General features: G+C 73.4%; 22 protein-coding genes. 17 read left to right on the top strand and 5 right to left on the bottom strand.

Annotation, left to right across the window (positions count from 1 at the left end):
- Positions 1-395: 395 nt before the first annotated feature.
- Entirely contained in the window at positions 396-974 is a 579-nt protein-coding gene (locus ACFYP3_RS11705) for a sigma-70 family RNA polymerase sigma factor (protein ID WP_319732568.1), read from the bottom strand.
- A 557-nt stretch (positions 975-1,531) separates the two neighbouring features.
- On the opposite strand from ACFYP3_RS11705, the gene ACFYP3_RS11700 reads away from it, so the two are divergent.
- On the top strand, positions 1,532-3,487 hold the full coding sequence (locus ACFYP3_RS11700; protein WP_388830463.1) for a hypothetical protein: 1,956 nt from the start codon (positions 1,532-1,534) through the stop codon (positions 3,485-3,487).
- A 54-nt stretch (positions 3,488-3,541) separates the two neighbouring features.
- Complete coding sequence (locus tag ACFYP3_RS11695) at positions 3,542-4,765, top strand: FAD-dependent monooxygenase (RefSeq protein WP_388830460.1); 1,224 nt, start codon at positions 3,542-3,544, stop codon at positions 4,763-4,765.
- An 82-nt stretch (positions 4,766-4,847) separates the two neighbouring features.
- Here the strand turns inward: ACFYP3_RS11695 and ACFYP3_RS11690 are convergent, their stop codons facing one another.
- Positions 4,848-5,477 (bottom strand): hypothetical protein, encoded by a 630-nt coding sequence (locus ACFYP3_RS11690; RefSeq protein ID WP_388830458.1) that lies wholly within the window; start codon positions 5,475-5,477, stop codon positions 4,848-4,850.
- Positions 5,478-5,612: 135 nt separating this feature from the next.
- On the opposite strand from ACFYP3_RS11690, the gene ACFYP3_RS11685 reads away from it, so the two are divergent.
- The 5 genes from ACFYP3_RS11685 (at position 5,613) to ACFYP3_RS11665 (ending at position 11,815) form a co-directional block, all read left to right on the top strand.
- On the top strand, positions 5,613-6,290 hold the full coding sequence (locus tag ACFYP3_RS11685; protein ID WP_388830455.1) for a response regulator transcription factor: 678 nt from the start codon (positions 5,613-5,615) through the stop codon (positions 6,288-6,290).
- Between the two features lie 100 nt (positions 6,291-6,390).
- Positions 6,391-7,746 (top strand): sensor histidine kinase, encoded by a 1,356-nt coding sequence (locus ACFYP3_RS11680; RefSeq protein WP_388830773.1) that lies wholly within the window; start codon positions 6,391-6,393, stop codon positions 7,744-7,746.
- A 422-nt stretch (positions 7,747-8,168) separates the two neighbouring features.
- Positions 8,169-10,241 carry an elongation factor G gene (gene fusA / locus ACFYP3_RS11675; protein ID WP_388830452.1) on the top strand — a complete coding sequence of 691 codons (2,073 nt, stop codon included), beginning with the start codon at positions 8,169-8,171 and terminating at the stop codon, positions 10,239-10,241.
- Positions 10,242-10,298: 57 nt separating this feature from the next.
- Entirely contained in the window at positions 10,299-10,850 is a 552-nt protein-coding gene (locus tag ACFYP3_RS11670; RefSeq protein WP_388830449.1) for an FABP family protein, read from the top strand.
- Between the two features lie 128 nt (positions 10,851-10,978).
- Positions 10,979-11,815, top strand: a complete 837-nt coding sequence (locus tag ACFYP3_RS11665) for a polysaccharide deacetylase family protein (RefSeq protein WP_388830446.1) — start codon at positions 10,979-10,981, stop codon at positions 11,813-11,815.
- Here ACFYP3_RS11665 and ACFYP3_RS11660 read toward each other — a convergent pair.
- On the bottom strand, positions 11,754-13,157 hold the full coding sequence (locus ACFYP3_RS11660; RefSeq protein ID WP_388830444.1) for a cation:proton antiporter: 1,404 nt from the start codon (positions 13,155-13,157) through the stop codon (positions 11,754-11,756). The two genes, ACFYP3_RS11665 and ACFYP3_RS11660, sit on opposite strands and share 62 nt — an antisense overlap.
- A 245-nt stretch (positions 13,158-13,402) precedes the next feature.
- On the opposite strand from ACFYP3_RS11660, the gene ACFYP3_RS11655 reads away from it, so the two are divergent.
- The 9 genes from ACFYP3_RS11655 to ACFYP3_RS11615 all read left to right on the top strand — a co-directional run bounded on the left by ACFYP3_RS11655 (position 13,403) and on the right by ACFYP3_RS11615 (position 23,013).
- Positions 13,403-13,756, top strand: coding sequence for a VOC family protein (locus ACFYP3_RS11655; RefSeq protein ID WP_388830442.1), 354 nt, complete (start codon positions 13,403-13,405; stop codon positions 13,754-13,756).
- Between the two features lie 718 nt (positions 13,757-14,474).
- Positions 14,475-15,185 carry a hypothetical protein gene (locus ACFYP3_RS11650; protein WP_388830440.1) on the top strand — a complete coding sequence of 237 codons (711 nt, stop codon included), beginning with the start codon at positions 14,475-14,477 and terminating at the stop codon, positions 15,183-15,185.
- Between the two features lie 76 nt (positions 15,186-15,261).
- Positions 15,262-15,693: a hypothetical protein gene (locus ACFYP3_RS11645; RefSeq protein WP_388830437.1), complete on the top strand. Its 432-nt coding sequence runs from the start codon at positions 15,262-15,264 to the stop codon at positions 15,691-15,693.
- Between the two features lie 309 nt (positions 15,694-16,002).
- Positions 16,003-16,896 (top strand): sigma-70 family RNA polymerase sigma factor, encoded by an 894-nt coding sequence (locus ACFYP3_RS11640; RefSeq protein ID WP_388830434.1) that lies wholly within the window; start codon positions 16,003-16,005, stop codon positions 16,894-16,896.
- 108 nt (positions 16,897-17,004) lie between these two features.
- Positions 17,005-17,547, top strand: a complete 543-nt coding sequence (locus ACFYP3_RS11635) for an isochorismatase family protein (RefSeq protein WP_388830431.1) — start codon at positions 17,005-17,007, stop codon at positions 17,545-17,547.
- Positions 17,548-17,652: 105 nt separating this feature from the next.
- Positions 17,653-18,147, top strand: coding sequence for a hypothetical protein (locus tag ACFYP3_RS11630; protein WP_388830428.1), 495 nt, complete (start codon positions 17,653-17,655; stop codon positions 18,145-18,147).
- Between the two features lie 55 nt (positions 18,148-18,202).
- Positions 18,203-19,651, top strand: coding sequence for a hypothetical protein (locus ACFYP3_RS11625; RefSeq protein WP_388830426.1), 1,449 nt, complete (start codon positions 18,203-18,205; stop codon positions 19,649-19,651).
- Between the two features lie 519 nt (positions 19,652-20,170).
- Entirely contained in the window at positions 20,171-22,231 is a 2,061-nt protein-coding gene (locus ACFYP3_RS11620; RefSeq protein ID WP_388830423.1) for an RICIN domain-containing protein, read from the top strand.
- A gap of 146 nt (positions 22,232-22,377) precedes the next feature.
- Positions 22,378-23,013, top strand: a complete 636-nt coding sequence (locus ACFYP3_RS11615) for a hypothetical protein (RefSeq protein WP_388830420.1) — start codon at positions 22,378-22,380, stop codon at positions 23,011-23,013.
- A 19-nt stretch (positions 23,014-23,032) separates the two neighbouring features.
- Here the strand turns inward: ACFYP3_RS11615 and ACFYP3_RS11610 are convergent, their stop codons facing one another.
- The gene (locus ACFYP3_RS11610) at positions 23,033-23,920 is read right to left on the bottom strand and encodes a RimK family alpha-L-glutamate ligase (protein WP_388830417.1); all 888 of its coding nucleotides are present in this window, start codon (positions 23,918-23,920) and stop codon (positions 23,033-23,035) included.
- Positions 23,921-24,061: 141 nt separating this feature from the next.
- Between ACFYP3_RS11610 and ACFYP3_RS11605 the strand changes: the two genes are divergently transcribed.
- Positions 24,062-25,135, top strand: coding sequence for an endonuclease/exonuclease/phosphatase family protein (locus tag ACFYP3_RS11605; RefSeq protein ID WP_388830414.1), 1,074 nt, complete (start codon positions 24,062-24,064; stop codon positions 25,133-25,135).
- A gap of 208 nt (positions 25,136-25,343) precedes the next feature.
- Here the strand turns inward: ACFYP3_RS11605 and ACFYP3_RS11600 are convergent, their stop codons facing one another.
- Entirely contained in the window at positions 25,344-26,072 is a 729-nt protein-coding gene (locus tag ACFYP3_RS11600; RefSeq protein WP_388830410.1) for an SOS response-associated peptidase, read from the bottom strand.
- Positions 26,073-26,162: the final 90 nt, after the last annotated feature.

Genomic DNA, 26,162 nt, shown 5'->3' with positions numbered 1-26,162 from the left:
GGCGTCCGTGCGGTCGGCCAGGTGCAGCAGGCAGCCGAAGAGCAGCGCCGAGTCGGCGCCGTGCGGCCAGGAGTCGGCGTCCAGGGCGAGTTCGGCGAAGTCCCGGCTCTCCACCAGGGACCAGGTGAGGTCGTCCAGGCCGCGGGCGGCCCGCACGTGGCAGGCGGCGTCCAGGACGAGGTCGTCGGTGGCGGCGGCCCGTGCCGGCTGCCCCCGGGCGGGCAGGGCGGCGGCTCCGCTCGCCGAGCGGGCGCGGTCGGCGACGATCCGGCGGGCGATCCGGCGCCGGGCCGCCCCCTCGTCGTATCCGGCGTACTCCTCCGCGAGTACCGTCGCGTCCTCCAGGGCCGCGTCCAGGTCACACAGCGGCATGTCACGGTTGCAGGGCATGTCGCTCACTGGTCCTTCTCCTCTCCGGGGATCCAGTCGACCCCGAGCTTTCGGGACAGGGTTCGGCGCGCGCCGCGGATGTGCGAGCGGACCGTCGCGGGGGTGATCCCCATCATCCGGGCGACGGTGTCGGAGTCGTTGCCGAGGAGGAAGGCCAACAGCACGACGTCGTACTGTCGTTCGGAGAGGCCCGCGATCGCCGCGTACAGTCCGAGCTTCGACTCCAGCAGTTCCAGCCGCTCCCTCGAGGACCGGCGCAGGGCGGCGAACCACGCCGTCTCCACCATGGCCACCTGACGGCCCAGGACCGCCAGCCGCCGCTCGACGTGCTCGCGCAGCACCGCCCAGGCGAAGCCGTGGAGGCTCGCCTCCTTCAGTGCCTGGCGCCACACCTTCAGCAGGAAGGTGAACACGTCGTCGACGACTTCTTCGGCGTCCTTGGGGTTCCCGAGCTGCAGGTGGGCGTAGCGCAGGTAGGCGCGGTGCTGCTGGGAGTGGAACGCGGTGAACTCCACCGGAAGCACTCCGGCCAGCTCGCTGGAGACCGCCTGGTCCCCCGATGGATCGAATTCGCCTTCGCTCATACGCTCCCCCACGGCTGTTCATCGCTCCCCGCCGGGGCGGCGGGGACGGCCACATCGGCCACGGCGACTACGGGAAAATCGACTACGGGAAACACACGACAACGGACCGCGATGGCGGCTAACAGCGCGAGGGCGACCGTCTCGGGAACATTCACTTCGGCGCGAAACCTTCCAAATGGACCATGGATAACCGGCGTGCCTGCCCCCGGACCAGCAGCCGCGGAGCGCCAGAAGCGCTCCCACTCACCACCCCATCGGAAAACGAGCCGGATCGTGCAAGCCGGTCCCGGAAAATCTTCGGGAGGAAGCGCATCCGCCTCCCCGCACGCCCCGGTCCGCCCGCGCACGCCCCCGGCACACCCGGCCGCGCCGCCTCCGCCGACGTGCGCCCGCCCGGGCTCCGCCGCTGTTTCTTTCACACGATCGGATGTCGCTGCGGCCCCATCCGGTGGGACACGTCCCGACTCCCCCGCCGCCGGAGCCGGATACCTGCATGGTGGGGCTCCCGGCGCGCCGGTACTCCGCGCGCGCCAGTCGAAGAGGAAGGGCCGTATCCGATGGCGTTCGCGAGGAGTCTGCTGCCCACGGTGCTCTCCCTGGCGCTGGCCGGTCTGCCGGCCGCGCTCCCGGACACCGCGAAAGCCGCGGCCGCGGCGCTGTACGACGGTCAGGTCCGCCACGAGACCGCGCTGTTCAGCGTGAAGGCCACCAACAACGCGGCCGCCCAGGAGTTCACGGTGACCGGCACCCGGCTCTCCCGGGTGAGCGTCTGGCTGGGCAGCGGAGCGGCGACGGGCACCGTGACCGCCCAGATCCGTCGGGTGCGCTCGGACGCGGGGTCGGTCATCGCCTCACGGACCCTGAACCTCTCCGCCCTCGGCGGCGCCGGGGCGGGCTGGGTCGAGTTCCCGCTCGAGGCGGCCGTCACCCCGGGCACCACCTACTACCTGTTCCTCCAGGCGACCACCGCGGAGAACAAGCCGATCGCCTGGTACGGCACCACACGTTCCGTGCCCGGCTCGCTGACCAGCTGGAACTACGACCGGGCGTACTGGGGCGGCTGGCACGCCTACACCTCCCGGCTGGCCTTCCACGTCAATCCCGTCGGCAGCGAGCGCTGCGGGGAGACCGAGCCCTGCTACGTACCGACCTCCGCGCTCGCGGCCCGCACCTCGGGCCTGCTGACCAATCGGGTGGCCACCGAGGCCGTCCTGCCCTCCTTCGCCGTGGGCGCCTCGTACGTCGACGGGAGCAACGTGCTGCGCCTGCCCTCCGGCCGGTGGCGTTACCTGCCCGAGGGGGCCACGGCGTCGACGGTCGTGGAGGCCGACGACCCGGGCGCCGTCGCGCAGGTCAACGAGAGCCGCGCCTGGCTGGCCGCGGGCAAGGTGCCGGGGACCACCGCCGCGCAGCGGGCCGCGGCGCAGCGCGCCCTGCTGTCGATGCGGGCGCTGCTGAAGCCCAACGGCGCGTTCGCGGCGGGCTGGTCGCCGCCGTGGGAGTACTCCTGGCCGCGGGACGGCGCGTTCGCCGCCGCCGCGTTCGCCGCCGCCGGGCACGACGAGGAGGCGTACCGGATCCTGGACTACGACGCGCTCACCCAGCGGGCCGACGGGACCTGGGATGCCCGTACCAAGCTGGACGGCAGCGGGCCGCCGGACGGGCGGAAGTGGCAGCTGGACGGCAACGGCTGGGTGCCGTGGGCGACGTGGCAGTGGTACCGGGCGGCGCCGGCCGGCGACCGGGACGAACGGCTGCGCCGGCTGTACCCGATGGTGCGGAAGGCGGCCGACTATGCGGCGGCCTCCCTGGGCCCGGACGGGCTGCCGCCGGCGTCCCCGGACTACTGGGAGCTGGACACGACGACCGCCAACATCGGTACGGCCGCGCCCCTGCTGGCCGGTCTCGACGCCGCCGCCGACCTGGCCGCCCGGCTGGGCACGGCCGGGGACGCGCAGCGGTGGGGGGATGCGGCGCGGCGGCTGTCCGCCGGGATCGCCGCGCGCTTCGCCCCGCTGGGGTACCAGCGGACCGTGGACGGCGAGCACGGCCGGGACAGCGCGGTGGCCTTCATGGCGCCCCCCTTCAACACCGCCCCGCCCGGTCTCGGCGGGGCCCTGGACTCGACCTACCGGGCGTTGCTCCTGCCCAACGGCGGTGTCTCGCCCGGCAACGACCCCTCCTTCAGCTGGGGGTCGTACGCGTGGACGGCCAGCACGTCCTTCTTCGCCCTCGCCTGGGCCGGTACGGGCGAGCAGGCGAGGGCCGGCCGGGTGCTCGACTGGGTGCTGTCCAAGCGCAACGGGCTGGGCGAGCTCCCCGAAACGGTGAACGGTGCCGGCCTGCCGTCCTCGGTCGCGCCCCTGGGCTGGACGGACTCGCTGGTCGTGCTCACCGCGCTGGCCCTGCAGGGCTCCCCGCAGCCGACCCCGCCGGCGCGGGCGGTCACGGGCGGCCGCGGGCTTGGCGGGAATCCGACGCACGGCCCCGGTGGTGGCGCGCGGATTCAGTAACGTGATGCGCCTCTGAACGCGGGTCACGCGCAGCGGTTTCGTCAGGAGGCGGACATGCGGGGCGGAACGGTTGCGGTGGTCGGCGGAAGCATCGCGGGCTGCGCCGTCGCCACGGCGGCGGCGCGCGCGGGCGCCGGCGAGGTCGTGGTGCTGGAGCGCACGCGCGGGCGGCTCGAAGACCGGGGCGTGGGCCTGTGCATCCACGACGAGCGGGCCGTGGAGCTCGGCGCGAGCGGGGCGCTGCCCGCGGGGATCGCGGCGCACCGGCTGGAGCGACGCCGTTGGGTGGTGCGGGACGACGCCGCGGGGCCGGGCGGCAGGGTGGTGTGGGAGCAGCCGTTCCCCTTCCACTCCTACCACTGGGGTCTCCTGTGGCGCGGGCTCCGGGAGTCGGTCCCGGCCTCGGTGGTCTACCGGCAGGGCGAGACGGTGACGGGCGTCGGGGCGGCGGCCGGGACGGTGGGCGCCGAGGTGCGGCTCGCGGGCGGCTCCGTCGAGCGGTACGACCTGGTCGTCGGCGCCGACGGGTACCGGTCGGTGGTGCGCGAGGCGCTCTGCCCGCGGTCCCGGCCGCACTACGCCGGGTACGTGTGCTGGCGCGGGAACGTCGACGCGGCGCGGCTGGCGGGGCTCGGCCGCGACGCGGACTCGGTGCCGGAGGCGGTGACCACGGTCTGCTTCGCGGGTGGCACCTGCGTGGTGTACCGGATCCCCGGGCCGGACGGACCGCGGGTGAACTGGGTGCTCTACGCCCCGCCGCCGCGCGGCGGCGGGCTGCGCTTCGACGACCCAACGAGCTTCCCGCCGGGCGGGCTGACGCCCGAACTGGCCGAGCACCTCCGCGCGTTGCTCGACCGGGAGTTCCCCCCGTATTGGGGGCGGGCGCTCGCGCTGACTCCGCCGGCGGACACCTTCGTGCAGCCGATCTACGACCTGGAGACGGCCCGCACCGCCGCGGACCGGCTGCTGCTCGCGGGCGACGCGGCCACCGTCGTACGTCCGCACAACACGAGCGGCGCCGCCAAGGCCCTCCAGGACGCCACCGCCCTCGCCGCGGGCTGGCGTCGCGCCGGGTCCTTCGAGGAACTGCTGCACGGCTACGAGGCCTCCCGCGGCTCCGCCGGACGGGAACTGGTCGCGCTGGCCCGCCGGCTGGGCCGGGCCCAGGTCGAGGAGACCCCGGCCTGGGCGGCCATGGACGGCGGCGGGATGGCGGCGTGGTGGCAGGGGCAGCTGGCCGGGGCCCCGGGCATCGGGGGCCGGGCGATGACTCCGTAGAGCCGGCCGGGCCCGGTGGCCGACCGCCCGGCCACCGCCGGCCCGCCGGCCCCGTCCGCCGCCCGCCGGCCCCGCCCGTCGGCTACCGGCCGTCGATGACGGTGTTGCCGGTGATCGCGCCGTCCGCGCCGGAGACGGTGACCGCGTGGCGGACGCCGTCCGGTCCGAGGACCACGGCCAGCCAGGCGCTGCCGCCACCGTCCTGCGCGATCACGCGCAGGCTCTCCACCTTCCCGCCGGTCACGGCCGCGGCGGCCTTCTCGGCCGCGTCCCCGATGGCCAGGGAGGGCAGGGGCGCCGGGGCGGCCTTGTGCAGTCCCCCCTTTCCACCGGGAACACCGGGAACCGCGGGTGCGCCCGGCGCGCCGGGGCCGAAGTGCTCCGCGCGGCGCTCGGACCCCTCCGGACCGCCATGGCCGCCCTTGCGCTCGTGGGGCGGTTCGACGCCCTGCGGGCCGTGCTTGAACGCGCCCTTCCCGCCGGGCTCGGCCCATACGAGGCGCGGACCCCGGCCCCCGGGGCCGTCGTGGCCTTCGGCCACGGCGACCGCCGCCAGTCCCGCGCCCACGACGACCACGGCCGCGCCCGCCGCCACCCAGCGGGCGGTGTGGGTACGCGGCACCAGGCGGCCCAGAGCCGCTCGCTTGCGGGCTCCGGCCTCCGGCGCGGTCTCGGGCTGCTCGGACGGCGGCGGCGGGACAGAATCAGACATACAGGCACTCCTCAGAACAACCGGGCACCACGCCCGGCTCGTTCCCGAGCATGCTGAGCGCATGCTGAAGCCCCGCTGAAGCCACCTGAAGACCTCTTCAGCCTGCGGTGGGCAGGGCCTGAGATCCTGTCCGGCATGCGCGTACTGGTGGTGGAGGACGAACGACGGCTGGCCGTGGCCCTGCAGCGGGGGCTCCAGTCGGAGGGTTTCTCGGTGGACGTGGCCCACGACGGGCCCCAGGGCCTGTGGATGGCCACCGAGCACGACTACGACCTGATCGTGCTCGACATCATGCTGCCCGGGCTGAACGGCTACCGGGTCTGCTCGAAGCTGCGCGCCGCCGGCAACGAGTCGGGGATCCTGATGCTCACGGCGAAGGACGGCGAGTACGACGAGGCGGAGGCCCTGGACACCGGCGCCGACGACTTCCTGTCCAAGCCGTTCTCCTACCTCGTCCTGGTCGCCCGGCTGCGCGCGCTCGGGCGGCGCACGGGACGCAGGCGCCCGCAGGTGATGCGCTTCGGCGACCTGGTGATCGACCCGGCCCGGCACTCCTGTTCCCGGGGCGCCACGGAGATCCGGCTGACCGCGCGGGAGTTCGCGGTGCTGGAACACCTGGCCCGGCGCTCCGGCGAGGTGGTGCCCAAGCGGGACATACTGGAACAGGTGTGGGACAGCGCGTTCGACGGCGATCCCAATGTCGTGGAGGTCCACGTCAGCGCCGTGCGTCGCAAGATCGACGCTCCGTTCGGCCGCGCCGCGCTGGAGACCGTACGCGGAGCCGGGTACCGGCTGGCGGTCGACGGTGGCTGAGCGTCCCGGGGCACGCCCCCGGCCGCTTCCCCGCCTCCGCCGCCGGGCGGCCGGCGCCTTGCGGGCGTTGCCGGCCGCGGCCGTGGGACGTTGGCCGGCGCTGCGGCGGCTGTGGCCCACCACCGTGCGCGCCCGGGCCACCGTGGGCGCCAGTGTGGTGGTGGCCGCGGCGCTGTCACTCGCCTCGTTCGCCCTGCTCGGGCTGCTGGAGGCCAACCTGCAGCGCAACGCGGAGAACGACGCCCGGCGGCAGGCGGAGACGGTGGCCCAGCTCGCCGCGACCGGGAAGCTGGGGCGCGTCCGCGCGCCCGCCCGCGGCGTCGAGTTCGTCCAGGTGGTGAGCGCCGACGGGCGGGTGCTGTTCGCCAGCCCGAACGTGCTGGACGCGCCCCCGCTCCCGCCGGCCGTCCCCGGGCTGCCCGGGGCCCGCGTCCACACCTGGAAGGTCCGGCCGTTCGGCGGCGAGCACCGGCAGCGGGTCGTCCAGGTCATCACGGACACCCCCGACGGACCGGCCACCGTCTACGCCGGCGCCTCGCTGCGGGACGCGGACGCGGCCGACGACACCACGACCGCCGCCCTCGTCATCGGCATGCCCCTGCTGCTGGCCATGGTCGCCCTGGTGACCTGGAGGGTGACCGGTCACGCGCTGAGGCCGGTGGAGGAGATCCGCGCCGAGGTCGCCGCGATCTCCGACCGCGACCTGCACCGCCGGGTGCCGGTGCCGGCCACCCACGACGAGGTCGCCCGCCTGGCGGAGACCATGAACGCCACCCTCGACAGGCTGGAGGCCTCCGGCATCCGCCAGCGGCAGTTCATCGCCGACGCCTCCCACGAACTGCGCAGTCCCATCACCGTCCTGCGCACACAGCTGGAAGTGGCCCTGGCCGTCCGGGACCCGGAGCTGTGGCCCGAGCTGATCGGCGGAGCCCTGGAGGACATCGAACGGCTCCAGCACCTCGCCGCCGATCTGCTGCTGCTCGCGCGCATCGACGCGGCCCAGCCCGTGACGGCCGTCCCGCTGGACCTGACCGCCCTGGTGCGCGAGGTCGTGGAGGGCCGTCTCGGCGACCGGGTCCCCGTACGGACGGACCTCGAAGCGGACGTCGAGGTCACCGCGAGCGCGCTGTGGCTGGGCCGGGTGGTCACCAACCTCGTCGACAACGCGCAGCGCTACGCCGACCAGAGCGTGGACGTCACCCTGCGCACCACCGCACGCGGCGCGGTGCTGGAGGTCGTCGACGACGGCCCCGGCATCCCCGCGGCGGACCGTGAGCGGGTCTTCGAGCGCTTCACCCGGCTCGACGACTCCCGCAGCCGCGACCACGGCGGTGCGGGGCTGGGGCTCGCGATCGCGCGGGATCTGAGCGCCCATCACGGTGGAACGCTGACGGCCGAGGACTCCCCGCGGGGGGCCCGGCTGGTGCTGCGGCTGCCGGTGACGCGTCAGCTCTGACCGATCGGGCAGGCGGGCGGGCGGGCGGGCGGGCGCGCGGGCGGAAAATGCGGTGCCTCGGGCCGGCCCCCGATCTAGACTCGCCGTACGCGCTGCCGACAGGGCACCGCGCCTCAAGCCGAGCGAAGAGAAGGGGAGTCCGGCCATGCGTACGCACCGCACCGCCGTCATCGCTCCCCCGTCCCGGTACGACGTGATCCCGGTGTCTCGCAGCGCGCGGTGCCGGCCGCGCGGCCGTCACCGTACCCCCGTGACGCACTTCTAGATCCTTTCGGGTCCCCTCCGCTTCCGTCCCGTACGCCGCTGCCTGCCCGGACCGCTTCCGGGCGGGGCGGCGACGGCGCAGCGCCGCGTGCGGGCCCGAGGATCGCGTACGGGAATCGCGCCGCCCCTTTCTCTCCTCACTCGAAAGGCCTAGGGCCATGCGCGCCAATGGGCGACCCTTCACCACCACTTCCCTCACCGCCGTCCGCAATCTGGGCATCCTCGCCCACGTCGACGCCGGCAAGACCACGCTCACCGAACGCGTTCTGTTCGCGACCGGTGCCACCCACAAACGGGGCGAGGTCCATGCCGGAACGACCGTCACCGACTACGACCCCCAGGAACGCGACCGCGGCATCACCATCTTCGCCGCGGCCGTGAGCTGCACCTGGGACGGGCATCGCGTCAACCTGATCGACACCCCGGGGCACGTCGACTTCTCCGACGAGGTCGAGCGTTCCCTGCGGGTGCTGGACGGGGCGGTCGCGGTGTTCGACGCCGTCGCGGGGGTCGAGCCGCAGAGCGAGTCGGTGTGGCGGCAGGCCGACCGGCACGGTGTGCCGCGGATCGCGTTCGTCAACAAGCTGGACCGGGCCGGCGCGGACCTCGACACGGCGGTCGCGTCGATCCGCGAACGGCTGGGCGCCGTACCCCTCGTGGTGCAGCTGCCCATCGGACAGGAGGACGCGTTCACCGGCGTCGTCGACCTGCTGGCGATGCGCGCGCTCCACTGGCGCGCCGGCTCCGACGCGTACGAGACGGGGCCGGTCCCCGAGCCGCTGCGCGAGGAGGCGGACCGGCGGCGCCGGCTGCTGGAGGAGGCGGTGGCGGAGCTGCACGCCGACGCGCTGGAGGAGTTCTGCGCCACCTCGGCGCTGACCGGGCGGACACTGGCCCGCGCCCTGCGCGAGCTGACCCTGCGCGGGGACGGCGTGGAGGTGCTGTGCGGCTCGGCGTACCGCAACCGCGGGATCGAGCCGTTGCTGGACGCGGTCCTGGCGTACCTGCCCTCGCCCGCCGACATGCCGCCCGTACGGGGGATGGCGGACGGCGCGGAGCAGGAGCGCGCGCCCGATCCGGCGGAGCCGTTCACGGCCCTCGCCTTCAAGGTGACGGCGACCGCGACGGGGCGGCTCACCTATCTGCGGGTGTACGCGGGCACGTTGCGCAAGGGCGCGACCGTAGTGGACGCGGCCACGGGCCGGACGGAGCGGGTCGGCCGGATCCTGGGGGTCCAGGCGGACCGGCACGAGGAACGGGAGGAGGCGGTGGCCGGTGACATCGTCGCCGTGATCGGGCTCAAGGCCGCGCGGGCGGGCACGACGCTGTGCGCGCCGGGGGCCGCACTGGTCCTCGAACCGCCCTCGGTGGCCGAACCGGTGGTGTCGGTGGCCGTGGAGGCGCGGCACGCCGGCGACACCGGGCGGCTCTCGGCGGCCCTGGCGCGGCTCGCCGAGGAGGACCCCTCGCTGGTGGTCCGGTCCGACGCGGAGACCGGGCAGACCGTGCTGTCGGGGATGGGTGAACTGCACCTGGAGGTCGCGGCGGAGAAGATCCGCAGTGGCCACGGGGTGGAGGTCGTCGTCGGCCGGCCGCAGGTCTCCTACCGGGAGACGGTCGTGCGCGGGGTGACGGGCCTGGTCTACCGGCACGTCAAACAGGACGGTGGCGCGGGCCAGTTCGCGCACGTCGTCGTCGATGTCGAGCCGTTGGAGGAGGCCGCCTTCGAGTTCCGGTCGCAGGTCGTCGGCGGGCGCGTGCCGCAGGAGTACGCGCGTGCCGTCGAGGCCGGCTGCCGGGACGCCCTCGCCGAGGGCCCGCTCGGCGGCCATCCGGTGACGGGGCTTCGGGTCACGCTCACCGACGGGGCGACCCACTCCAGGGACTCCTCGGAGATGGCGTTCCGGGCGGCGGGCCGGTTCGCGCTGCGCGAGGCGCTGCGCCTGAGCGCGGTGGAACTGCTGGAGCCTGTCGTGGAGGTGACGGTGACCGTTCCGGAGGACGGGGTGGGCGGTGTGCTGGGTGACCTGGCGGCCCGCCGCGGCCGGGTCTCGGGGTCCACGGCCGGGTCCGGGACCGCGGTGATCACGGCGACCGTGCCGCTGGCCGAGCTGTTCGGCTACGCGTCGCGGCTGCGCGGCCGCACCCAGGGCAGGGGCACGTTCACCACCCGTCCGGCCGGTCTCGCGCCGGTCCCGGCCTCGGTGGCGGCGGCCCTGCCGGCCCGCTGACCGCCTCGCGCTAGTCTGCGTGGACCCCTCGGGTCCACGCAGACAGGCAAGGTGAACATGTTCGAGCCGGTGCAGGAAAACCCCTACCCCGACAGCCACGTGCTGGGCGAGGGCCCCGAGCCGCACCCGCTGCTGCGGCCCGTGTTGCCCCTGGTCGGGCGCTGGCACGGTCGGGGTCAGGGCGAGTACCCCACGTTGGAGAAGGACTTCCGCTACGCGCAGGAGATCACCTTCAGCCACGACGGCCGCCCTTTCCTGCGCTACGAGGCACGGGCGTGGCTGATCGACGAGTCCGGGGCGCCGGTCCGTCCGGCGGGACGTGAGGCGGGGTGGTGGCGGGTGACGCCCGACGCCTCCCTGGAGGTCGTGCTCGCCCACCCCACCGGGATCGTCGAGACCTACGTGGGCCGGGTGTCCGGTACGGAGATCGAGATCGGGACCAAGGACGTGTCGCTGACCCCGCTGGCCAAGGAGGTCACCGGCACGCGGCGCCGCTACAGCGTCGACGGCGAGGAGATGACGGTCCTCCACGACATGGCCGCGGTGGGGCAGCCGCTGCAGCACCACCTCACGACGCACCTGCGCCGGCAAACCTCCCAAGGCCACTGAGTCCCGCACGCCCCGGAAACCCGCCGCGAGATCACCCGCGTGCCCGGCACGGGCTGCGGGTGCTCCCGTACGCGCCGTCGCATAGTCGTGGCAGGCCCCGTCAGGGGGGGGCGTGACGGCAGGGAGTGATGGTGGTGGAGCTCGGACGACGTGCCGCGCTGGCGGCGCTGCTGGCCGCAGGACTCGTACCCGGCTCCGCCTCCGGCGCCGCGGCGGCGCGGCCCACCGCTCCGGTGCGGCCCACCGCTCCGGCGCCGGGCGGCCGGGACGCCGGCGGTCCGCCCGCCGGTCCGCGCCCGCCCGCCTCGCTCCTGGGCAGTGAGATCCGCCGGCTGCCCACCTCGCGCAAGGTCATCGCGCTCACGTTCAACGCCGCGTGGGACGAGGCCGGCATCGACACCGTCCTCGCCGAACTGCGGCGACGGAAACTGCCCGCCACCTTCTTCCCGACCGGGGAGTTCGCCGAGGCCCACCCCGCGGCGGTGCGCGCCATGGGCGCCGCGCACGGCCTCGGCAACCACTCGTACAGTCACCCGTACTTCGACGAGATCACCACGGCGGAGCGGGCCGAGGAGGTGCGCCGCGCCGATGCGGCGATCCGGACGGCGTCCGGGACCGAGCCGCTGCCGTTCTTCCGTTTCCCCTACAGCTCCACCACCCGGCAGTCCGTCGCCGACGTCAACGACCTGGGGTACGCGGCGATCGAGTTCACCGCGGACACCAACGGCTACCTCGGGCCGGACGGCGGCATGTCCGTGGACGAGGCGGTCGAGCGGGCCGTCGACGCCTTCACCCCCGGAGCGATCATCCAGATGCACGTCGGCAGCAACGGCGACGGCGTCGTCCTCGACGCCGAAGCCCTGCCGCTGATCGTCGACGCGGCGCAGGCCGACGGCTACGAGGTCATCGACCTGCGCGCGTTCCTGAGCGCGCCGGCCTCCTCCGCTGCCGGCGGGGCCCGGTAGGCGCCGACCCGGTCGTCTCCCGGAGCCGGTCCGCCGCCCCGGCCAACCGGAACCCCGCGATCTGGCAGGTCACGAGGGAGACGAGGACCAGCACCACGAAGAAGCGGTCGTTGATGAGTTCCGCCTGACGGGTGACGCCCGCCAGGACGATGCCGATGGTGCCCCGGGCGTTGAGGGCGAACGCGAGGGACGAGGAGAACACCCGGTCCTCCCCCGCCAGGCGCGCCCCCGCCCAGACGCCCGCCGTCTTGATCCCGCAGGCGAGCATCAGGAACCACAGGAAGAACAACGGGTCGAAGGCACGCACCAGGTCCAGGCGCATGCCGACCAGGACGAAGAACACGGGGATGAAGAAGGCCATCGAGAACTGGCGGATGGCGCCCCAGACCGCCGCCTCCCCTCCGGCCCCTCCCGCCCCTCCTGCCCCGCCGGCCCCCCGGGAGGTGCCGTCGTCGGCGATCTGATCGCCGCGGGCGGCACAGATGCCCGCCATCAGCGCACCGAACACGGCGTTGACTCCTAGGCCCAGGGACAGCAGCACCATGGCGCACAGGAAGATCAGCCGGAAGGCCACCGGGCTCTGCCGGGCCACGATGTTGGCGCGGTGGCGGGCCAGCCGGTGGAAGAGCCGGGCTCCCCAGGTCAGGCTCGCGGCGAAGAAGAGGAGGCTGACGACGGTGAAGTACGCGGCCGTCGGCACGGGCGCGGCGGTGCCGATCATGTCCCACAGGCCGACGGGGTGTCCGGCGTCGGAGCGGGCGAGGCCGAGGACCACGGCGAGGACGACGTAGAGGATGACGTCCTCGATCACGGCGACCATCAGGACGATCCGGCCGAAGGCGGTATCCATGATCTTCAGGTCCATCATGATCCGTGAGATGACCGGAATGGCCGCGACCGCCATCGCGAGCCCCACGACGAGGGCGGTCGTCGCCGTGGAGGCGGCCGACCCCGCGAAGAAGGCGGGGACCAGCGCCGCAATGCCCGCGCCCGCAGCGAAGGGCACCACGAGTCCGGACGCGGCCACGATCGCCCCGGTGCGGCGTTCCCGGCCGCCCGCCCGGATGCGCAGTTCCGCACCGGCCAGGAACATCAGGAGCAGTTGGCCGAGCTGGTGGATGGCGTCCAGGGCGCTGGTCACCGTACCGGCGGCGGGGAACAGCGCGGCCCTGGCGGCCGGGGCGAGGAGCCCGAGGAGCGAGGGGCCCAGGAGGATGCCGCCGAGGACCTCGCCGATGACGGGGGGCTGGCGCAGGGCGCCGAAGAGGAACCCGCATCCGTGCGCGGCGGCGCAGATCACGGCGAGGGCCGCCAGCAGCCGGATGGTGTCGATCACTGTCATGCCGGATCACTTCCACTCGTTCCGCGGGGTGGACGTCGTTCCGTTCGGTTTCACGGCGGTGCGAGGCAGTGCCGTTCAGCCGACGCACGCAACGGGGGTACGAGGCGGGTCGGTTCGCCGCGGCCACCATTGAACGGCTTCCGCCCCGCCGGAGTCGACGTGTGCCCGGTGTGGTGGGGCCCGCCCCGGGCCCGGCGGTGGTGTGGCGCCGGGCCGCCCGGTCGCCGTCCTGGCAGGATGGCGGCATGGAACGCGTACTTGGAATCGGTGGGTACTTCATGCGGGCCGCCGACCCCGCGGCTCTGGGCGCTTGGTACCGCGACTGCCTGGGCCTGGACGCCGACGAGAACGGGCTGTGGCATCCGGGGGCCGGGCCGACGGTGTTCGCGACGTTCGAGTCCGGGACCGACTACTTCGGCTCCCGCGCCCAGCAGTCCATGCTCAACTTCCGGGTCCGCGACCTGGACGCGATGCTCGCGCAGCTGCGCGACAAGGGCGCGGACGTGGCCGGGGAGACGCAGGACATGGAGGGCGTCGGCCGGTTCGGCTGGGTCACCGATCCGGAGGGCAACCGGATCGAGCTGTGGCAACCCGCCTGAGCCACCCGCCAGGTACCGGGGCGTCGCAGACCTTGCCGATCCCTGTGCGGAAGACCCCGCATGCCCGGGCCTGGTAGGCGCGCCGGCAGGCTCGGCGTCCTCCTCCTCTCCTGGCTCGGGGCGAGGGTGATCGGCTGATGAACAGGCCCGGACCTCTCCTCACCCGTACGACCGCCGGAGCCGGGATCATCGCGGTGTTCCTCGTGTACTGGGCGGGGCCACCGTCTCGGAAGAAGAACTTTTCCGGCGCACCATCGGGGGCCGCGGCGACGCCCGAACCGACCCTGTCGTAGACCGCCGGCGCGATGCCCACGGCGCGCACAACAGGGCTACGAAGCTCCGCAGGACTGCGGCCGAGGAGGGGGAGGGACGCGTCCCCGCCGCCCAGATCGATCTGGAACGCGCCGCGTTCGAAGCACGTCCACACCACCGCCCTCGAGGCCCTCGGAGACTTCGAGATCGCCGACGTTGCCGGCCTCCACGATGCATGACGCATAAATACCAGGACTACTGCTTCGAGGTGCTCGAATTCTGAGCCAGGCGCGGCTTCCGCCTCGTCGGCGGGCAAACTCCCCAGCAGCGCCCCGCCCCACCAACCCGCCGAAGCGGTGGACCCAATTCCACTCCTGTCCCAGCCTTTGGGATCTTCTTGGTGACTCCCAACTCGGTTAGTAGGGTGGGGAATTCAGCCTATCTGGCCAGAATTCCAGGAGACGTTTTGAAGACCCGAAAGATCGCCATACCCTTCGCCGCCGCGCTGCTCGTGTTCGCCGGAGCCCAGGTCGCCAGTGCCGACACCGTCGACCCCGCCGCAGAGCAGGCCAAGGAGCAGGCCGACCGGGCCGGTACCAAGAAGACCGGTGACGTCTTCGCCACGTACAAGGGCAAGAAGATCAACCTGACCAAGAACGGGTGGGGTACCGCAAAGAACTGCGCCGAATACCCCGACCTCACCGTCAAGTGCTTCGACACCGAAGACGAGGAGAAGGCCGCCACCAGTTCCTACAAGAAGGCCAAGAAGGGGACCAAGTTCGCGATCCCGGAGGCGCCTGAAGGCAGATCCGAGCTGACGATGAAGAAGGGCGCACCGAATAAGTCCGGCTCGATGGCCATCGCGGTCGACGGTGACGGCACCGCCTACACGCCGTTCGGTTCCACCCGTATCTGGGCCGACATCTGGTACTACGGCCGCCAGCTCACCTTTTACAGCGACGGCTCGAAGAACCTGGGCGACTACTCCTTCCGCGACCAGGCGTCGTCCACCTGCAACAACGACGAGACCGGCGGCATGGCACTCTACGACTGGCGCACCGGGATGCCGGACCCGTCCATCATCACCGGACTGGGCGGATGCCTCGGAAACCTGCACAGCTACAGCTACCCGTACGGCGGGAACTGGGGTGACAAGGCGGACGAACTGACCATGTAACACCCCACTGCCAGCAGAGCCCCCGCACTGACTACGGTGTGGGGGTTCTCCCCTTCCTGCACCCGAGGAGTCCGCCTTGATCACACGCCGTCTGCTGCTGACCGCGTCCCTCCTTGCACTGGCCGGATGCTCACTGGAGGACCGCCCGAAGGGAGACCTCGCCGTACCCGACCGCCTCACACCCCAGCCCCACGGGTTCTACCACCAGGACGAGGCCAGGGACGGTGAACTCTTCAAGACGTGGGCAGCCACCGAAAACAAACCGGACTGGTCCGTCGTGGGCCACGTGAAGGCGGTGCAACGCCTGGTGGAGGGAGACGTCGTGTACGCCTACATCCACACCGACCTCAACCCGAAGGAGGAAGACACCGACACGCAGGCCCGAGCGATCGGAGAGGCGTATACACAGTGGCCTCAGCACGCCACGGACGCGGTCCGGATCGGCGTCTTCGACGCACAGGGCAAGCGCATGGGAAGGGGCGTGATGGTGGAGCCTCAGCGAAGCTGACGACAACACCTCTGTGACAGCGTCGGATACGAAGCCCTGCGCCGGGCCGGCGTGGTCACGCTCGCCGTGATCGTCGGCTTCCACTGCTTCCACGGGCACGTGCCCGGCTACCCCACCGGATGCCGGTTCTTCACCGGTCTCGGCCTCTGAGCCCCGCCGGCTCCGACATCCGGCGCCTCGGCCTCCGACCTCTCGCCCGGTGGCCGGCGCGTGCGGTCGACGGGTCAACCAGCGTGCCGAGACGAGGTGTTGGGCGTGTCGACTATCGTCCGTCCCAAGCGATTTGATCGGCACGGGGGGATGCAGCAGGTGAGCGAGAAGGACGCGCTGGCACGGAGCTTCGAGGAACACCGTCCCCATCTGCGGGCGGTGGCCTACCGGATGCTGGGTTCGCTCAGCGAGGCGGACGACGCCGTACAGGAGACCTGGCTCAAGCTGAGCCGCTCCGACGCGGCTGTGGTGGAGAACCTGGGCGGCTGGCTGACCACCGTCGTCGGCCGGGTATGCCTGGACATGCTGCGCTCGCGGACCACGCGGCGCGAGGATCCGCTGCACGACCAGGACGGGCAGGTCCGCATCCCCGACCCGGTCGTCAGCCGGGCGGACGGTCTCGACCCCGAGCAGGAGGCCCTGCTGGCCGACTCGGTCGGCATCGCGCTCATGGTCGTGCTGGAGACGCTCGCGCCGGCCGAGCGGCTGGCCTTCGTGCTGCACGACCTGTTCGCCGTCCCCTTCGACGACATCGCCCCCGTCCTGGGGCGGACCGCGGCCACGACCCGGCAGCTCGCCAGCCGAGCCCGGCGCCGGGTCCAGGGCGCGGCGCCCACCCCGGACCCGGACCGGGCCCGGCTGCGGACGGTCGTCGACGCCTTCCTCGCCGCCTCGCGCGGCGGGGACTTCGAAGCGTTGGTCGCCCTCCTCGACCCGGACGTCGTGGCCCGCTCCGACGGCGGCGCACTGCGCCCCGGCCTGGTCCGCCGCGGCGCGGCCGAGGTCGCCTCCCAGGCGATCACCTTCGCGCGGTTCGCCGCAGCGGCCCATCCGGTGCTGGTCAACGGGCTTCCCGGCGTGGTCGCGGTGGCGGAGGGCCGGGCGATCTCCGTCATGGCGTTCACCATCCAGGACGGCAGGATCACCGCCCTCGACATCCTCACCGACCCCGACCGCCTCGCACGCATCGACCTGCCCCGCCTGGAGGACTGAGCCACCGCCACCAGCCGTGCGGTACGCGGGACGGGGCGGGTCCGGCGTACCGCACGGCAACGCGCCATGTCGTGCCGTGCCCTGCCGGACAGGCTCTACGATCGCCGGGTGAGCGAGACTTCGAAGACCGGGCCGGGCCGCGCCCCTGGCACCGCGCTGGTCCTGATCGACCTGATGCCCCGTATCGTCGCCCTGCCCCTGGCCCCCTACACGGGTGAGGAGGTGGCGGCCCGTTGTGCGCGGCTGGCCGAGGCCTTCCGGACCGGCGGCCGCCCGGTGGTGGCGGTACGGGTGGAGCGTCCGAACGTGGCCGAACAGCCGCCCGGCAGCGGCTTCGTCGAGGGCATCGCCCGGCCCGGCGACATCGAGGTCGTCAAGCGCACGGTCGGCGCCTTCCACGGCACGGGCCTGCACGAGCAGTTGCACGGCCTGGGGGTGGACAGGCTGGTCCTGGCCGGGCTGGTGACGACGATGGGCGTGGAGTCCACCGCCCGGGCGGCGAGCGACCACGGCTACGAGGTCGAGTTCGTCGAGGACGCCATGTCCGCCTTCGCGGCGGACGAGCACGAGTTCGCCGTACGGAGGATCTTCCCGCGGTTCGGCGAGGTCCGTCCTGCGGCCTCGTACCTGGAGGCCCTCGCCACGAAATAGGGACGCAGAGCGGTCGCCGGATTCCCGACGCGGTCGTTCGCGACCCCGGGCACGGCCACGGCCACCGACCGTCCGAGATCCCACCCCGCTGTCATCATGGAGGGCGTGAGTTCCACCAACCAGGTACCCGAACGTTGGAAGGCCCGCGAGGCACCCTTCGGAGACTTCATCGTGTTTTCCGACGGCTCCCTGTCGGTGATGAGCCTCCTGCGCTTCTCGTCGTCGGACCGGCAGGCTGCCCCCGGGGCCGAGGACTGGCAGTGGCGGGAGATCCTGAGAGCCACCGCCTGGACGCCCCAGGACTGGATGAGCATCGACAGTACGCACGCCTCGTGCACGCACCTCGGAAGCCGTGCCCTGAGCGGCGAGGGACTGGACCACGGGAGCATCGGCTGGGTCGCCCTCGTCCGGGACGACGACGAGGCGACCTTGGAGTGGCTGGCGGTCTCCTGCTCCTCCAACCCCTTCAGTGCGGTCACCCTGGACGCGACCTCGGTCACCGCCACCAGCACCGCGGGCCGCATCTGGACCTTCCCCCGAGAGGCTCCACAGCGGGTGGAGATCACCGAGGACCCCGCTTACCCCTGGCCGCGCCGCTGACGCAGGGATCGCCACCGAGGGCGCCCTGTCAGTGGGTGCTCCTAGCGTGGGGGCCATGATCTCGACCGTCACTCAGGACACCCTCCCGCCCGTTCCGCCCGCGCAGCGCCTCGATCCCCCGCCCTCGGGGCTCGCCGGAATCGTGGAGCTGACGGCGGCTCATCTCGACTCCCGCGTCCACACCGTGCCGGTGTTCGAGCGCGTCCTCGACGGACTCGTCCGGCAGGCGCACCGCGACCGGAACGCACTCGCGGCGGCCCTCTCCACGGCGCTGGGACACCGCTACCCCGAGGAGGAGACGGAGGCACACCGGCTCACGCCGGTGGACGTGGCGGTGGCCGCGCTGCTGTGGCGGGTGGCGGGATACAGCCTGAAGCCGGAGTACGTACGCCGGCAGCGCGGGCACGAGGAGTGCGCGCAGGGCGGGCTGGAACTGGTCGTCGCGGCGCGGGTGCGCGAGATCGGGTACGCCCTGCGGTCCGCCCCCGCCCTGCCGTTCCTGCTGGCGACGCCCACCTGGGACACGGGCGCGCTGGACGCGGCCGAGCTGGTCGAACGACTGGCGGAGTACCGGCGGTTGGGCGTCCGGCCCGGACCCGCGAACTTCGGGCAGGCCCTGTTGCGCGTACGGCGGGACGATCCGGCGGCTCCGGCGGCCGCCGCGGCCGCGGACCGGCTCGGAACCGCGGAGGGCGATCGGCTCGCCGCCTGGCTCGGGCCCGACGGCGAACCGGGCACGGGGCGGCGTCGGGTCGTCATGCCCGATCCGCAGGCGCACCGGGCCTGGTCGCGGGCCGGGGCGGCCGTGCCGCAAGTCGCCTTCGCGAGCGGTGAACGGCCCGCCCTGCGGCGGGAGTTCCCCGAGGCGTTCCACTGGCTGGGCCGCCCCCACGAGGGCTTCACGCGCTGCTACCACTGGCACGCCGGCCACGCCGTGCGGGCCGCGGTACTGCCCGAGGACCGGGACGTCCAGGCCCGGTGGCTGCTGCCGGGTGTGACGCTGGCCGCGACCACCGGCGATCACGGGGACTCCTGGATGCTGCCCCACCTCGCCCTGCTGGGCGGCCCCGCCGGGCCCGGGCTGCACTCCGCCATAGCGGCCGGGATGGGCGGACGGCACCCGGCGAGCCGTCGCCCGGCGGTGGAGGCCCTGCTGGTGCTGGCGGGCCGGGGCGAGCTGGACGCCCCGCTGCTGGGCCGCGAGCTCGCCGCGATGGTGACCCTCGGCACGGTCAAGCCCAACCGGCTGGCGGACGCGGCCCGCTCGGCCGCGGCGGCGGGCGCGTACGCCACGGTGTGGGCCGTGCTCGCCGAGGTCCTGCCGGCCCTCCTGCCTTCGACACGGGGTGCGGGCGAGGTGCTGGCCGTCGCCGCCGACTGCGTGGAGCGCTGCGGGGCCACGGGCCCGGTGCCGGCGGAGGTGGCGGCGGCCGCGGCCCGCACCGGGTCGCACCGGCTCGTCACCGAGGCCCGTCGCCTGGCCTCCGCGCTCGCCGGCCGCTGATCCTGCGCCCACGCGGGTGGCATCGCTCCCCTTCCTCGCGGCGGCGCGTGCGCGGGGATCGCCGTCGACCGCGTACCCCACCTCGTGCACCTGGTCTGCGCGTGGCACTCGACCGTGAGCCCGCGGGCATGCCGATGGCCGGGGCGGGGTACGACACCCGGGCCGACCCGCGAGCGGCTGCCCGACGGCGGGGCGGGGCACGGACACTGACGGATCCTCACGGGTCGTGACGGAGACAATTCAGCAGGTAGTAATTGGGTGAATTCCTGACTGAATTCCCGTCAATAAGCCTCCGCATAGTATCTCGATTTGATAACAACCCGCCCCGAATGGCCTGGACCATTACCGCGCGACGCGCGTAACTTACCTTTTTTCATTGGTAGTTGAGTGTTCGTCAAATCGTGCCGACAGGTAACGGAATGATTTCTCGAAGCTGACTCCCGTTTGTCCGAATTCTCCGCGGCATTCGTCTGGCAGGCTTCCGCGCACCCAGTCTTCCGACAACGATTTGAGGTGCCCATGACAGGACGACGCAGACGTCGCGCCGCCGCCGACCACCGCCGCAAACCGCGGAGGTTGATACTCGTCACCGCCGCCACGGCAACGGCGGCGGTGATAGCCGCAGGCATCGCCTACTCCGGACTCGGTGACGGCGCCCAGGCGGTGTCGCCCGTTCAGGCCGCGGAGGTCGCCGCACCGGCCGCCGCGCCCGCCCGGGACCAGGAGCCCGAACCGCTCGCCGCCGCGCCCGCCAACGAGAACGAGCGCGGCATGATCTACGACGGCCTCCAGGCCGCGCCGAAGGGCGACCGGTGCGTCGGTGTCTACCGCACCGACACCGGCCTGTGCACCCACGGCCCCGACGCCCCGCCCAAGGGCGTCGACATCACCAAGGACATCGCCCCGGCCGTGAAGGAGACCGCTCCGGCGGCCGATCCCTCCCGCCCCGCCGCCGAGGACCCGGCCTCCAAGGAAGGTGGCGGGCGTCCTCAGGACGCGCCCGCCGCCGACGCCTCGGCGACCAAGGCGAAGGCGCCCGAGCCGGCCGCCGCGGGCGGCAGCCAGGCCGTCGCCGCGGGCCCCGCGGGCCAGACCGTCCAGTGCGACGGCGACGGCAGCACCGGCAACCGCGTGCAGGTCGTGTACGTCCACGCCCCGGGCAAGGACCGCTACTCCGAGTACGTCGCCTCGTTCCGCAAGTGGGCGGCCGACGCCGACCTCATCTACTCGGCGAGCGCCCAGGAGACCGGCGGCGTACGCCACATCCGCTACGTCACGGCCGCGGACTGCACCCCCACGGTGCTCAACATCGAGCTCCCGGCCTCGGCGCTGTCCGAGTTCAGCGCGACCAACAACGCGCTCGCCGGCAAGGGCCTCGACCGCCGCGACCGCAAGTACATGATCTTCGCGGACACCCAGGTCTACTGCGGCATCGGCACCTTCGCGGGCGACGAGCGGCCCGGCCAGGCCAACCAGAGCAACTTCGGCCCGTCCTACGGCCGTACGGACTCCGGCTGCTGGGGCGGCCACACCGCCGCTCACGAGCTCGGGCACAACCTGGGCGCGGTCAACAACAGCGCCCCGAACACCAGCCGTGGCGCCCACTGCACCGACGAGTACGACGTCATGTGCTACTCGGACACCCCGTACTACCCGCAGATGCGCAACGTCTGCACCAACCAGGCGTCCGAGAACATCCTGGACTGCAACCACGACGACTACTTCCACACCAGCCCCAAGGCCGGAAGCTACCTGGCCACGCACTGGAACATCGCCGACAACCAGTTCCTGATGCGCACGAAGGGCGGTGGCGGCACGGACCCGAACCCGAACCCGACGCCGACCCCGACGAAGAAGCCGACGCCCACGCCGACGAAGAAGCCCGGCGGCGGCCCGGCCGTGACGGCGGCCCAGATCCAGTCCGACTCCGTCGTGGTGAGCTGGCCCAAGGTCGAAGGTGCCTCCTGGTACCAGGTCCTCCTGAACGGCAAGCACCTGACCTGGGTCCAGTCGCAGGCACTGCGCATCTACAACCTGCAGCCCAACACCTCGTACTCCGTCACCGTCTCCGTCCGCGACAGCTCCGGGCGTGACAGCGGACCGGGCAAGGCCGCGTCCTTCAAGACGCCGGGTACGGGCGGCGGGGCGACCACCCCGGGCAGCAAGTACACGCTCGGCAACGGCAGCACCGGCATGGCGGCCGAGGTGTGGGGCGGCCGCACCGCCGACGGCACGGTGCTCGTCGGCGGCCGCGCCAACGGCTACGCCCAGCAGCAGTGGTTCTTCGACGACGCCGGCAACGGCCAGGTCCGCATGCGGTCCGCGGTCTCCGGCAAGTGCCTGCAGCCCGGCGGCACGCCCGCCGCGGGCATGTGGATCGCGCAGCAGCCCTGCGACAAGGGCAACGGCGCGCAGGCCTGGAAGCTGACCTCCCGCGGCGGCGCGGTCACCGTCACCGACCCGAGCGGCGGCTTCGCCCTCACCGTCAGCAACCGCCCCTACTACGGGAACTGGCTGCTCGACCTCCAGCGTGCGGACGGCCGCGCGGCTCAGGCCTGGACCCTCCAGAAGGCCGGCTGAGCACTGCAGCGACGCGACGCCACGGCTCCGCGGGTCCTCCCGACCCCGCGCCGTGACGCGCTGACGCCGTGACCCCGCCCCGGCGGACGGCCGCAACCGCGCGGCCGTCCGCCGGTCCCCCTCATCTCGACCGGAGCACCCCGACGATGCGCATACGAATCGCTTTCTCGGCCGTCCTGACCGCGCTCGGCCTCATGTTGCTGACCCCTGTCGCGGCCCACGCCCACGGAGACACCGTGAAGGTGGTGGTGACCGGACAGCGGGCTGGCCACGTCACCGCCGACATCACCTGGGAGAACGACGGGGATGCCGTCGGCGAGGCGGTCGCCGCCACCGTGAACGCGGTCAGCGTCGACGGCGCCCGCACCCTGGGCCCCTGGCGCCTGGTGCGCGACACCGCCGCCGCGCCCGCCGGCTGGACGACGGCCGAGGCCCTGCCGCCGGGTTCCTGGAAGGTCAGCGTCGACGTGGGGTTCCCGTCCCTCGGGCACGGAGACCGCGAAGTCGCCGTGCCCGTGGTGGACCCGGCGCCGGCCACCGGTGCGCCGACCGCCTCCGCCGCGGCTCCGGGCACGCCGTCCGCCGCCGCGCAGCCGCCGGCCACATCGCCGTCCGCCTCCGCACCGGCCGCGTCCGCGGCGCAGGTGCCGGCCGCCGACTCCGATGCCGAGGGGGACGCCCTCTGGTGGACGACGGCGGGCGTGGCGGCCACCGCCCTGGCCGGGGCGGCCGTCGGCCTCTTCCTGCGCCGCCGCCGACGCATCCGCCTCGGGCTGGGCTAGGTCGTCGGCTGGGTACGACCTATGCCGTGGCGTGCCGGACCTCGGCCGCCACGGCTTCGACGAAACGTTCCAGCCCTTGCGGGTCGAGCCGGAGGAACAGGTTCGGCTCGATGAGTTCCAGCTCCATGACCACCGGCCGGCCGGTCTCGTCCAGTGCCAGGTCCACTCGGGCGAACAGCAGGTCGCCCGGCGCCGGGACCGCGGCCAGCGCCTGCCGCGCAGTACCGAGCTCCGCCTCCGACGGCCGGTACGGGACGGCCCCCGGGTGCGGCACCCGGAAGTTGTCCGTCACCCCTGCCTCGGTGAGCACCGGCTGCTTGCGGATGGCGTGGCTGAAGGTGCCGGAGAAGAACACCAGGGCGCGTTCCCCCTCCTCCACGCGGCGCAAGTAGGGCTGGACCATGGCGGTACGGCCCTGGTCCAGCAGCAGCCGGGCATGGGCCATGGCATCGGCCTGCCGGCCGGGTTCGTAGCGTGCGGTGTCGCGGGCGCCCGCGGAGACCGTGGGCTTGACCACCACTCCGTGGGGCCCGTCGAAGTCCTCCTCGGCGCAGGGCCCGCCCGGTTCGACGAAGCGCGTCGGCACCACGGGGACCCCGCGCTCGGCGAGCTCCCGCAGGTAGCGCTTGTCGCTGTTCCAGCGCACCACCGGCGCCGGATTCCGCAGCCGGGTGACCTCGGCCGTCGCGTCGGCCCAGGACAGGAACGCGTCGATCCGTCCCACGTAGTCCCAGGTCGAGCGGATGACCGCCAGGTCGAAGCCGTCCCACTCCTTCGGGTCGGCGTCCCAGGCCACGGCCACCGCCGACAGGCCCGCGGCGCGCAGGGCTTCCAGCACCAGGGTTAGGTCCGGGTCCTCGTCCGCGCCGGTCTCGCTCGTCACGATCGCGATCCTTGCAGCACTCATGCGGCTCTCCCCTCGTCACCTGCCGGCGATCACTCTTCCACGCGCGGTCCGCCGGGGGGAGGGAACCCGGCCGGTGACCCGTGCGTCGTACCGGGCAACGTCGTGCTCATGACTGCGGGACGGGAATCGGGTCGATGACGGATGGGCGGGGCGGCGTTGACGGAGCAGGTCGACAGCGGTGTACGCGGCGACGGCCGGTGGCGCCGGGCAGGCACCCCGTGGCGCGGCGGCGGTCGGTGGCGCGGCAGGGACGCGCGGGGCCGTTCGGCCTGGACCCGGGGGCGCGCGACGGCCTCGCTCGCCGTCCTGACCGCCGGGCTGCTGGCCTTCCACCGGACCGTGCCCAACGGCGTCGGACGCCTCGGCAGTCTGCTGGAGGCCTTCCTGCCCTGGCTGGGCCTGGCGGTTCCGGTCCTGCTCGCGGCGGCCGTGGTGCGCCGGTCGGCCACCGCTCTGGCGGCCCCGCTGCTGCCCGCCGCCGTGGGGGGGGGGGGGGGGGGGGGGGGGGGGGGGGGGCCGCCCGCCCCCCCCCCCCCCCCCCCCCCCCCCCCCCACGACCTGACGGCGGTGCAGCACAACGTCAGTGACGAGAACCCCGATCCGGCCGGCACCGCGGCGGCGCTGCTGCGGGCCGCGCCGGACCTCGTCGCCCTGGAGGAGCTGACGCCCGCCGCACTGCCGGTCTACGCATCGGCTCTGGCGGCGGAGTTCCCCTACCACGCGGTCGAGGGCACGGTCGGACTCTGGTCGAGGCATCCGCTGACGGAGGTCCGGCGCCTCGACATCAAGCCGGCCGGGATCGGGGAGGGCTGGAACCGTGGCCTGCGGGCCGGGGTGCGTACGCCCCGGGGTGAGATCGCCGTGTACGTCGCCCATCTGCCCTCGGTGCGCATCCGGCCGACCGGTTTCAGCTCCGGTCTGCGGGACGAGAGCGCGGACCTGCTGGGTGCGGCCGTGGCCGCGGAGCGGCTGGACACGGTGATCCTGCTGGGCGACCTCAACGGCACGGTGGACGACCGCGGCCTCGACCCGCTCACCTCACGGCTGCGAGCGCCCCGGCGGGGTGTCGCCTTCAGTTGGCCCGCGGCCCTGCCGGTGTCCCGGATCGACCAGGTCCTGACCCGTTCGGCGACGGTGGCCGACATCCGGACGCTGCCCGCGACGGGCAGCGACCACCTGCCGGTCGCCGCCCGCATCACGCTCGACGGCTCCTAGCCGGATCACGATCAGCAGGAGCGCGCCGAGCCACGGGCCGGTTGCCGGCGATGTCGAGGACGAGGTCGTGGCGCCGGCTGCCGTCGGCCGGGCCCGTCGCGCGTGGTCGACGACCTCGTCGACACCGAGGGAACGGACCAGGTACGCCCCGTAGGGGGTGGAGCGGTGCTCTGAGGCCCGTTGGTACGGCCGTGCGAGGCGGGCCGTCTTACGGTGCTTCGAGGAGTTCGGGGCCGTTGTTGCGGACGTTGTTCACCGCGGTCGACACCGCGCGGACGTCCAGCCGGCCGCCAGCCGGGGCGGCGAGGAGCGCGCGCAGCTCGTCCGCGTCCTGGTGGGACGGGTCGAGCCAGGCCTCGTAGTCGGCGGGGGCCAGGGCGAGCGGCATGCGGGGGTGCACGCGGCCGGCCGCGTCGGTGGCCTCGGTGGTGAGGATGGTGCAGGTCGCCCACCAGGCGGCCGCATCGTCGTCGTCGGGGACGGCGGGGTCGCGCCAGAACTCGTACAGCCCGGCCATCGCCATCACCTCGCCGTCCTCGGGGCGGATGAAGTACGGCTGCTTGTACGCCTTGGCGGTGCCGGAGGCGGGCACGGCCTCCCACTCGTAGAACCCGTCCGCCGGGAGCAGGCACCGGCGCGTGGCGAAGGCGCGCCGGTAGGCCGGCTTCTGGTGCACCGTCTCCACGCGCGCGTTGATCATCTTCGCGCCGCCCGTCGCGCTCTTGGACCACGACGGCACCAGCCCCCACCGCAGGGGGCGCAGCCTGCGTTCCAGCAGCCCGGTCTCGCGGTCGGCGCGCTCCAGCACCGCCCACACCGCGTCGGTGGGGGCGACGTTCCAGCTCGGCTCCAGCAGGTGCCCGGGATCCGGGGGCACGGTTCCGAAGAGGCCCGAGAGGTCCTCGGGGCTGCGGGTGGAGGCGTAACGACCGCACATGACGTCCACCCTGCCACCTGAGCCGGGTTCCCGTCGGTTACACGCCGCAGCCCGTACGGTGGACGGACGCGGAGCACCGGTTTCCGCGCG

This window comes from Streptomyces sp. NPDC005533 (genome assembly GCF_042871845.1).
GTDB lineage: Bacteria > Actinomycetota > Actinomycetes > Streptomycetales > Streptomycetaceae > Streptomyces.
This window is presented reverse-complemented; position numbering and strand designations above follow the sequence as displayed.